This is a genomic window from Bradyrhizobium sp. (assembly GCF_049798375.1).
In the GTDB taxonomy this organism is placed as follows: domain Bacteria; phylum Pseudomonadota; class Alphaproteobacteria; order Rhizobiales; family Xanthobacteraceae; genus Bradyrhizobium.
In genome coordinates this window covers 1-9205 of the sequence record NZ_JBARGP010000112.1, presented here as the reverse complement: position 1 = coordinate 9205, position 9205 = coordinate 1, and the positions used below count along the sequence as shown (strand labels likewise).

The 9205-nt window shown below is 60.7% G+C and carries 10 protein-coding genes and 1 pseudogene; 7 read left to right on the top strand and 4 right to left on the bottom strand.

Annotated features, from left to right (window positions below):
* Positions 1–76: 76 nt before the first annotated feature.
* The 3 genes from WA702_RS05085 to WA702_RS05075 all read right to left on the bottom strand — a co-directional run bounded on the left by WA702_RS05085 (position 77) and on the right by WA702_RS05075 (position 2501).
* Positions 77–670 carry a hypothetical protein gene (locus tag WA702_RS05085; protein WP_425109443.1) on the bottom strand — a complete coding sequence of 198 codons (594 nt, stop codon included), beginning with the start codon at positions 668–670 and terminating at the stop codon, positions 77–79.
* The gene (locus tag WA702_RS05080; protein WP_425109442.1) at positions 667–1908 is read right to left on the bottom strand and encodes a tyrosine-type recombinase/integrase; all 1242 of its coding nucleotides are present in this window, start codon (positions 1906–1908) and stop codon (positions 667–669) included. Before WA702_RS05080 ends, WA702_RS05085 begins: the two co-directional genes overlap by 4 nt.
* A gap of 437 nt (positions 1909–2345) precedes the next feature.
* Complete coding sequence (locus WA702_RS05075) at positions 2346–2501, bottom strand: hypothetical protein (RefSeq protein ID WP_425109441.1); 156 nt, start codon at positions 2499–2501, stop codon at positions 2346–2348.
* 380 nt (positions 2502–2881) lie between these two features.
* Between WA702_RS05075 and WA702_RS05070 the strand changes: the two genes are divergently transcribed.
* The 7 genes from WA702_RS05070 to WA702_RS05040 all read left to right on the top strand — a co-directional run bounded on the left by WA702_RS05070 (position 2882) and on the right by WA702_RS05040 (position 8849).
* Positions 2882–3145, top strand: a complete 264-nt coding sequence (locus tag WA702_RS05070) for a hypothetical protein (protein ID WP_425109439.1) — start codon at positions 2882–2884, stop codon at positions 3143–3145.
* A gap of 218 nt (positions 3146–3363) precedes the next feature.
* On the top strand, positions 3364–5421 hold the full coding sequence (locus WA702_RS05065; protein WP_425109444.1) for an acyltransferase family protein: 2058 nt from the start codon (positions 3364–3366) through the stop codon (positions 5419–5421).
* Positions 5422–5806: 385 nt separating this feature from the next.
* The gene (secE, locus tag WA702_RS05060) at positions 5807–5998 is read left to right on the top strand and encodes a preprotein translocase subunit SecE (RefSeq protein WP_425109438.1); all 192 of its coding nucleotides are present in this window, start codon (positions 5807–5809) and stop codon (positions 5996–5998) included.
* Complete coding sequence (nusG, locus tag WA702_RS05055) at positions 5998–6552, top strand: transcription termination/antitermination protein NusG (protein ID WP_425109437.1); 555 nt, start codon at positions 5998–6000, stop codon at positions 6550–6552. The genes secE and nusG overlap by 1 nt, the downstream gene beginning before the upstream one ends.
* 126 nt (positions 6553–6678) lie before the next feature.
* Positions 6679–7107 carry a 50S ribosomal protein L11 gene (gene rplK, locus WA702_RS05050; protein WP_425109436.1) on the top strand — a complete coding sequence of 143 codons (429 nt, stop codon included), beginning with the start codon at positions 6679–6681 and terminating at the stop codon, positions 7105–7107.
* A gap of 6 nt (positions 7108–7113) precedes the next feature.
* Positions 7114–7806: a 50S ribosomal protein L1 gene (gene rplA, locus WA702_RS05045; RefSeq protein WP_425109435.1), complete on the top strand. Its 693-nt coding sequence runs from the start codon at positions 7114–7116 to the stop codon at positions 7804–7806.
* A 92-nt stretch (positions 7807–7898) separates the two neighbouring features.
* Positions 7899–8849 (top strand): 2-hydroxyacid dehydrogenase, encoded by a 951-nt coding sequence (locus tag WA702_RS05040; protein WP_425109434.1) that lies wholly within the window; start codon positions 7899–7901, stop codon positions 8847–8849.
* Here WA702_RS05040 and WA702_RS05035 read toward each other — a convergent pair.
* Positions 8842–9205: pseudogene (locus tag WA702_RS05035) on the bottom strand (RNA polymerase sigma factor SigJ); the annotation flags it as partial. The gene WA702_RS05040 and the pseudogene WA702_RS05035 sit on opposite strands and share 8 nt — an antisense overlap.

Here is a 9205-nt window from a genome sequence, read left to right as displayed (position 1 = left end):
CGATGACTGAATGATGCTAGCCGCTTGGTGCTCAGGCCAGATTTCGCAGATTTCTCAGCGCGCGAAAGCTGGAAATCTACTTGGCTCGTTCGCTTGCGAGGGTAGCGCCGCGTGGTCTGCGTAGTTTCTGAAACTCTGGTTCATTTCCAATTTCAGAGATGCGGTTTCCTGAGGCATCTAAGCCGAGCTTCTGCAGGCGAGGCCGGACCTTTTTTGGCAGTTCATTGATGTTCGGCGGTTTGCCTGGCGCCGAATAGACTTCGCGGATAATCGCCCTGATCTGGGCTGTCGAGGCTGGCTTTAAAATGGCCTCGTCATTCTCCACGCCGCCAATCGACGGCAGTGACGCGGCGCGAACCTCAAGGAAGAGATCCTTGTCGATGAGGCGGTACGAATCCGGGCCGTTTACGGTCGAATTCTCCCAGCTCAGGCGATCTGCCGTGATGCGAGCGGGCCAGTCCACTTTGAGACCGCGCGTTTTCCATGTTGTAGGAAAACTCTCGACGCGAAACATTGATTGTGCGGCGTACCCCTCCGGATCTGCGCGAAGCTTATCCTGTATCGCCCGTAGCAACCACGCCTCCGCGTCTGTCTCTTGTATGGCTAAGGCCGAGGCGACGTGTTTCCTTGCTTCCGCAAGCCGGAGCCAACCTGGCTGATAGGCAGTCACGATGCTGCCTCTTGTATGTCTCGCACGTTGTGGCCATTCCTCGTGACAGCATCGATATGTTCAGCCCACAACTTGAGAGCCGTGCGGCGCTCGTCTTCATAATCGTGCGTCTGATACGTGCGTTGGAGTTTCGAAGTCGAATGGTTGAGGCAGGCTTCGATCACGTGCGGTTCGATCTTCAGGCGCTGCAGGCCGTTTGCAAAGCTGCGGCGAAGGTCATGCAGGGTCCAGTGATCAAGCTCGTGGCCGGCTTCTTTGAGGCGCTTGTCGAGGGCTGCTTTAGCTTTTGACCATCCCGAGAATCCCCGTGTTTCCCCGTAGCCGAATACGTGCGCCTGTCGGCCTTCGGTCGCTTTGGTTAGCAATTCGAGCGCGTGACCAGTTAGCGGCACCAAATGCTCGCGGCGGTTTTTCGCCCGATCCTCGTGGAGAAGCCACATCGGCTTGACCCAAGGAGTGCTATCAAGGGTTAGTTCGTCAACGTGCATATGTCCGACCTCGTCGCGACGCGCACCGGTCAGGATCAGCAATTTGACGATGTTTCCGAACTGGTCATCGCTGCAGGCCTTCCAAACGATGGCAAGCTCTGTATCGTCGAGTGTGCGCTCGCGCGGTTCGTTGGTGCCGCCGCCGTCATAGAGCGCGAAGACGTTCTTCTCGAGAATGCCGCGGCCCATGCACCACTGCATGAATGCGCGGCCGGTCGACCAGACATGGCTCGCGGCGCCTGGGCCGGCGCTGCGAGAAATCTTCTTGTACAGGGTGGCGACATCGTCCTGGCTGATGCCTTTGATCGCTCGATATTTGAACGGTCGGCAATGGTCCTCCAAGTGGCGTTTCACCTCGGCATACGATCGGGGGCGCATCGGCTTCTTGCCCGGCTTGATGGGTCGAAGCTTCTCGTCCAGATACTCCGTGACCAGCTCTCCGAACTGCTCCTTGTGCTTGGCCTCAGCTTGCCGGCGGATCTCGTTCGGGTTCTCGCCCTTGGCGACATGCCCGGCCGCGATCTTCGCCTCCGCGCGCGCCTTAATAGCCGCGATCGCGGATACTTGACCGATCACGTATTTGTCCGATCGACCAGCAAGGCGAAATTGATAGACCCAGATCTTTGAGCCGCTGCGATAAACGCGGACGCCGAAGCCGCTTAACTTCTCATCGAAGATGATCTTGCCGTCCGGCATGTCGGGCGCGAGCTTGAACTTTCCAACCTTGTCGTCCGTAAGATTCAGCTTCATCGGTAGCGCTCCGGTAGCGTCGGTAGCATCAGGTAGCGTCACAAATCGTTACCGATCATTACCGTAAACCGATGGTAGTCAAGCCAAATCAATGAATTGTACCCAGGATAGATACCGATAAGCATCGATCATCAACGGGGCCACCGGTCTCCAAAACCGGAGGTCGTAGGTTCGAGCCCTACCACTCCTGCCAGCAAAATCAAACGCTTAGCCAAAGATTCAGCCGACCATTGCGAGCATTTGGATCCGCGATGGACGGGCCGTGCGGCTTGGCGTCATGAACGCTGCGGCGGCCGCGCGCAGCGGCGCAGCGCGGCTGTTGTCGCCCCTCTATTTCAGCTTGGCGCGGCTCCGCAAACGCGATCGCAACATCGAGCGATGCCCGATGGTCGCGATCGCGTATCTTCGGTATCGGCGCAGGGGGGCCCCCGGTCAGGTCAGAAGAATGCCCAGCTCATATCGAGACCGTAGGCAGCGGACAGCAGCGAGATCATAAGCCCGGTCAGGCTGAACACGGTCAGAAGCTTCAGGGTCTCGAACTCTTCGGATTTGGATGCGCCCAAAATAGCGCGAGCAATTACAGCAGTCGTCATTGGAAATTCCCCCGCTACGGCGTGCCTGAGCCCCAAACGGGCTTCTTGATGTGACAGGCCGGAGGGAACTAATAGAGGTCTTTTGTTAAAAAGCGTTGAAATTCAAACGAATAGGCGCAACACGGTTAGCAAAGCCTAGCGGCTTCTCTCCCGAGACCTCGACATGTTGATACAGCACAGGATCAGACAAGCTCCGCGCGGCCCGGTTTGCAAAACCGGGGATCGGCGTTCAAGCCTGCCCATTCCCGAGACCGGCGGTCGCCTCCGGAATCGGCCTCCCATTCACCCTTTTGCTGACAGATGGCGCGAATCTGCTGTTGTCGCGGAACTCCTGCGTCCGATCCGGCGTTTGCCGGGTTCCAATCGTGGGGATATGCGTCATGCTGATGCGTGGGACTTGCGCGCTCGTCCTGTTGTTGACGTCGATGGACGCCGCATCTGCGGCAAGTGGGACCAATCCATTCCGACACGTCTCGTGTGTCGTGGTTCGCTATTATGTCGCGAAATATTCGGAAGGCGCCGCGGAAGCGTGGGCGCGCAGCCGCGGCGCGACCGAAGCGGAGATCGACACCGCCAGGCATTGCCTGAAAGGGCCGGTGTCGGCGCCGCCGATCCAGGCCGCAGCCGAGATGACGGTGCGGTAGCCCGCGCCCGACGAGCACACTCCGTCCGGAGATCGAAAGGCACGAACAACGCGAGCCGCGGCTCGCGCATGGCATCCTCGCTGGCCGCAAGACTGCCGGCGGGTGCGAACTTTACGGCGATGCTCGCCTTCGCTAAATCGACCCGAAGACCTTCGTCCTGTCCCGGCGCGCTTCACGCGGCGCACGATCGATCGAGCACGCGATGCTGAACCCCGACTCTGCGACGACCTTCCACGGATCGCCTTCCCGAGCATCTGGAGCATCCAAAATATCGGCCCGACATCGATGGTCTTCGTGCCCTCGCGGTGCTGTCGGTCGTTGCCTACCACGCGTTCCCGAGAACCGTCACCGGCGGCTTCGTCGGCGTCGACGTGTTTTTTGTCATCTCCGGCTTTCTGATCTCGACCATCATCTTCGGCAGCCTGTTTCGCTACAACGGATTTGACTTCATCGAGTTTTATGGCCGCCGCGTACGCCGCATCTTTCCGGCGCTGGCGATCGTGCTCCTGGCCAGCTTCACATTCGGCTATTTCTACCTGCTGAACGACGAGTTCGATCAGCTTGGAAAACACATGGCTGGAGGTGCCGGTTTCGTTTCAAATATCGTGCTGTGGTTCGAGAGCGGATATTTCGACACTTCCGCGGAAACCAAACCGCTGCTGCACCTGTGGTCGCTGGGCGTCGAAGAGCAGTTCTATATCGTATGGCCGATTCTGCTTTGGCTTGCCTGGAAGCTCAGATTCAATTTGCTGAGCGTCTGCGTTCTTTACGCCGGTGTCTCATTCGTCCTGAATATTCATAGCGCGCGGTCGGATATCGTCGCCGATTTCTACTCACCGCAAACGCGCTTCTGGGAGCTGATGCTCGGTACCATTTTGGCGCTCGTCCAGCTTCGGCATCATCAGGCCCGTTCGCGCTTCAGGCTCGTCGTCAACGACCTGCTCTCGACGGTCATCTACGATGGAAGCCGCAAAAAAGATCCGGCCCTGATCAACGATATCGAGTCGATCCTGGGCGTCTGCCTGATCCTGTTCGGCATCTTTTACCTGCACACCGACAGCAAGTTCCCGGGATGGTGGGCGCTGCTGCCGACCGTCGGCGCCGTGTTGTTCATTTCGGCCGGTCCCTCGGCATTTTTGAATCGTGTCGTTTTTTCGAACCGCATCGTTGTCTGGTTTGGTTTGATCAGCTTTCCGCTCTATCTGTGGCACTGGCCGCTTCTGTCGTTCTCGCGAATAGTGGCTGGCCAAACTCCGCCATCGAGCTTGCGGTGGTGCGCGGTGGCCGCGTCGATCCTGCTCGCGTGGGCCACATTCCAGTTCGTGGAGAAGAACATTCGAAGGGCGCGCAACACGCGCCTGGTGTCGGTCTGTCTCGTCGCGATCGTTGCGATTCTCGGATGCGCTGGATACTTCGTATTCGCGGATCAAGTTCGATCCCGGCCTGGTATCGTTTTCGACCAGCAAATGTCGGCGCTGCAAAAGGCGGTAAGCAACAATAGCTACGAGAAACAGTATGGGTCACGACCGTGCTTCCAGCTTCCGGGAAATAAGTCGACGGAGTGGTTCGTCGACAACGGCTGTCTGGCTGCTAAGGATCCCTCGCGACCCACGGTGTTTCTGTTCGGCGACTCACATTCCGCTTCACTGTCGATCGGATTGCGGAGCCTTGCAGACGAACATCATTTCAACCTGCTGCAGATAAGTTCCGGATGGTGCGGCCCCTACGGAAACGACACCTCAGACCCCGCATGCGTCGCGTCAAACCAATTCGCCTCCGAACAAATAAGGAAAGCGCATCCCGATCTATTGGTGCTGGATGCCTACTGGTTTCACGAATCCGAACCGATGTTCTTTACCGGGACCGATTTCATTGCGCACCTCGAGGAGCGCTTTGCCGAATTGGCGCAGCTCGGGGCCAAGAAGCTCATCGTCGTCGGGCAAATGCCGACCTGGACTGGCGCTCTCCCGGAGATCCTGGCGCGGAAGTATGTTTTCAAGCAGCTTCCGATTCCAGCGAGAATGTCTGCCGATCTCGATCCGCACTCGGTGGAGATCGATGCCCAGATGAAACGCATGAAGTTTCCGTCGGAAACGACATACATCTCGCTCACCGACCGACTATGCGACGCGCAGGGCTGTCTCACGATGACGGGTCCGGACCTCGCAAACGATTTGCTGGTCTGGGACTATGGGCATCTCACGCTGACCGGCTCGCGATGGGTTTCCGATCGCATTCTGAAGGAGCCGGTTCTCGCCGCGCTGGGCAGTCAATAGCGAGCGCGGCCCGAGTGGAGTTCGGGTCAAGATGGGAGGAGAAGCCAAAGCGGAGGGTCGAGGCCGGGCGGCAAGGCGACGGTTCCCGAATGACCCCCGCATTTACCGCCGTGCGGCTCGGATCGGTGCGATTGCCGAGCGGCCCGAACCGGCCAGACAGAGGTGCCGGGACAGGGCAGCGGTCCCGACCTTGACCTTTTGCCGGTCTGGAAGTAGATATCCGCGACCTGCAGCCGGCCCGTCCTTAAGGCGGATATCCGGCGCGGCTTTAAACTCCCCGAACAATCGAGCCCGCTTGCCGGCTCATCTCTCAGGACTGAGGGTTGGGCCAAGGACGGCTGTTCGGCTTCCTTAAACATCTTACGACGGACGCGGATTCTCGACGATGGCCACCAGCCCGTTCAAATTCCTGCAGGAAGTGCGCTCGGAGACCAACAAGGTCACCTGGCCGACCCGTCGCGAGACGATGATCACCACGATCATGGTGTTCGTGATGGTGGCGCTGGCCTCGATCTTCTTTTTCGCCTCTGACCAGATCATCCGCTACGTCATCACCTTGGTATTGGGCATCCACTGATGGCAACGGGAACGCAGACCGCCGACAAGCGCTGGTATATCGTCCACGCCTATTCGAACTTCGAGAAGAAGGTCGCAGAATCGATCCGCGAGCAGGCCAAGCAGCGTGGGCTCGAGGAGCTGTTCGAGCAGATCTTGGTGCCGATCGAGAACGTCACGGAAGTGCGCCGCGGCCGCAAGATCAACGCCGAGCGCAAGTTCTTCCCCGGCTATGTGCTGGTGAAGATGAAGCTGACGGATGAGGCCTTCCACCTCATCAAGAACACGCCGAAAGTGACCGGCTTCCTGGGCGCGGAAAACAAGCCGATGCCGATCGCGGAAGGCGAGGCGATGCGCATCCTGAACCAGATGCAGGAGGGCGTGGAGCGGCCGAAATCCTCGGTCTCGTTCGAAATCGGCGAGAACGTGCGCGTCGCCGACGGCCCGTTTGCCTCGTTCTCCGGCGTGGTCGAAGAAATCGACGAGGGACGTTCGCGCGTCAAGGTCGCTGTGTCGATCTTCGGCCGCGCGACCCCGGTGGAATTGGAATTCGGTCAGGTCGAGAAGCTGGTCTGACTGTTTATGCGGCGCCGTAGGGCCGCATAAGAAGGGACGTGGGAGGAAGACGCGGTCGCCAGCCGCGCCGATCCGAACCACGAAACCTGAACCGTCGGCGATGAGCCGGCACAACAGGAGTGAGCAATGGCAAAGAAAGTAACCGGATACCTGAAGCTTCAGGTGCCGGCCGGTGCGGCGAACCCGTCGCCACCGATCGGCCCCGCGCTCGGTCAGCGCGGCCTCAACATCATGGAGTTCTGCAAGGCGTTCAACGCGCAGACCCAGAAGGAAGAGAGGAACACCCCGATCCCCGTGGTCATCACGATCTATGCGGACCGGTCCTTCACCTTCGAGATGAAGACCCCGCCGATGTCCTTCTTCCTCAAGCAGGCGGCCAAGATCCAGTCCGGCTCCAAGGCGCCGGGCCGTGACAAGGCCGGCTCGGTGACCAAAGCGCAGGTGCGCGAGATCGCCGAGAAGAAGATGAAGGATCTGAATTGTGATTCCATCGAAGCGGCCATGAAGATGGTCGAGGGCTCCGCCCGTTCGATGGGTCTGGAAGTTGCGGGGTAACGGATCATGGCTATCGGAAAACGTTTGACGAAGGCCCGCGAGGGCGTTGATCGCACGAAGCTTTATCCGCTTCCCGAGGCGATCAAGATGATCAAGGAGCGCGCCAAGTCGAAGTTCGACGAGACCATCGAGGTCTCGATCAATCTCGGCGTCGATCCGCGCCATGCCGACCAGATGGTCCGCGGCGTCGTCATGCTGCCGAACGGCACCGGCCGCACCTTGCGCGTCGGCGTGTTCGCACGCGGCGCCAAGGCCGACGAGGCTAAGGCCGCCGGTGCCGACGTGGTCGGTGCGGAGGACCTGGTCGAGAAGGTGCAGAACGGCAATATCGACTTCGACCGCTGTATCGCCACCCCCGACATGATGCCGCTGGTCGGCCGTCTCGGTAAGGTGCTCGGTCCGCGCGGCATGATGCCGAACCCGAAGATCGGCACCGTGACCATGGACGTCGCCGGTGCCGTGAAGGGCGCTAAGGGCGGCTCAGTCGAGTTCCGGGTCGAGAAGGCCGGCATCATCCAGGCCGGTGTCGGCAAGGCCTCGTTCACCGAGGAGAAGCTGGTCGAGAACATCAAGGCGCTGGCGGATGCGGTCGTGAAGGCCAAGCCGGCCGGTGCCAAGGGCACCTACGTCCAGCGCGTCGCGGTGTCCTCGACGATGGGCCCGGGGGTGAAGGTCGAGCCGGGCACCGTGCTGGCGTGAAGCTGGTCGGGCATACCTGAAAGATCGCGAGAGCGGGGCCGGGCAACTGGTCCCGCTCTTTCATTTTTGGAGAGCGCCACGCGCGGAGCGCCATGCCTGACAAAGTCCTGGTCTATTCACGTTTCCCCAAAGCCCTGCTGCAGCGGATCGGCGAGCATTTCGACCTGCTCGATACCGCCGGCAAGCCGCCGCATGAGGTGTTTTCGGCCGATGATCTCGCCGATATCCGTGCGCTGCTCACCGCGGGCGGCACGCCGTTGCGGGGGCCGGATATGGAGCGGCTGCCGCAACTTGGAACCATCGTCTGTTATGGCACGGGTTATGACGGCGTCGATCTCGCGGCTGCGGCGGCGCGCGGCATTGCGGTCGGCCACAGCCCTGGCGCCAATGCCGCGTCGGTCGCCGACGTGGCGATGACCCTGATGCTGGCGGCAACGCGGCGGCTCAACGTTGCCGACCATTATGTGCGCAGCGGCGACTGGGCCGCAGCCAGGCCGTCGCCATTGATGAAGCCGCCGGTCGGCTTGAGTCAGCGCAAGGTCGGCATCTACGGCATGGGCGAGATCGGCCGCAAGATCGCGGCCCGCGTCGCCGGCTTCGAGGCAGAGGTCGGCTATTTCAGCCGGACCCGCTACGACGAGCTGCCGTACCAGTATCTTCCGAGCCTGGACGCGCTCGCCGAATGGTGCAGCGTGCTGATGATCGCGGTCCGTGCCGGCGCAGAGACGCATCACGTCGTCAATGCGGATCTCCTGAAGAAGCTCGGTGCCGACGGCTACATTGTCAACATCTCGCGCGGCTCCGTGATCGACGAGGCGGCCCTGGTCGCAGCGCTGAAGGACGGCACCATTGCCGGCGCCGGCCTCGACGTATTCGAGACCGAGCCGCATGCGCCGGACGAGCTCACCAGCCTCCCGAATGTCGTGCTGACGCCACATATCGGCGGCAACACCCAGGAATCACATGTCGCGATGCGGGGCTGCGTCATTGCCAATCTCAGGGCGTTCTTCGCGGGGGAGAAGCTGCCTTACGCGATCAAATGAGAGGACGACCGCCGTCCGATTTGCCTGATGGCGCGTGACGAAGCTTGTCTGGATTGCGGACCAGATAGAGCGCGGCGATCCTGTCGCCGTCGATCGCCATGCTGAAGGTGTGGTCGAGCTCGCCGTCCAGATAGAGCAGCGCACCGGTGCTGCCGTTGATCATGGCCGGCACGATGCGCAGATCGTGACCGGAATTCTTAGCTGCCAGACCAACGAAGAAGCGCGCGACCTTGTCGGCGCCGGTGATCGGATGGAGCGCCGCGGTCTTGCGGCCGCCGCCATCAGTGATCGCAATGGCATCCTCGCGCAGCAGCGCCGCCAGGCGCGATGCGTCGCCGCTGGCGACGGCCTCGCCG

Coding starts and splice junctions, on each gene's coding strand:
- WA702_RS05080 (WP_425109442.1), bottom strand. CDS start 1,908: ATGAAGCTGAATCTTACGGACGACAAGGTTGGAAAGTTCAAGCTCGCG.
- WA702_RS05075 (WP_425109441.1), bottom strand. CDS start 2,501: ATGACGACTGCTGTAATTGCTCGCGCTATTTTGGGCGCATCCAAATCC.
- WA702_RS05070 (WP_425109439.1), top strand. CDS start 2,882: ATGCTGATGCGTGGGACTTGCGCGCTCGTCCTGTTGTTGACGTCGATG.
- secE (WP_425109438.1), top strand. CDS start 5,807: ATGGCCACCAGCCCGTTCAAATTCCTGCAGGAAGTGCGCTCGGAGACC.
- nusG (WP_425109437.1), top strand. CDS start 5,998: ATGGCAACGGGAACGCAGACCGCCGACAAGCGCTGGTATATCGTCCAC.
- rplK (WP_425109436.1), top strand. CDS start 6,679: ATGGCAAAGAAAGTAACCGGATACCTGAAGCTTCAGGTGCCGGCCGGT.
- rplA (WP_425109435.1), top strand. CDS start 7,114: ATGGCTATCGGAAAACGTTTGACGAAGGCCCGCGAGGGCGTTGATCGC.
- WA702_RS05040 (WP_425109434.1), top strand. CDS start 7,899: ATGCCTGACAAAGTCCTGGTCTATTCACGTTTCCCCAAAGCCCTGCTG.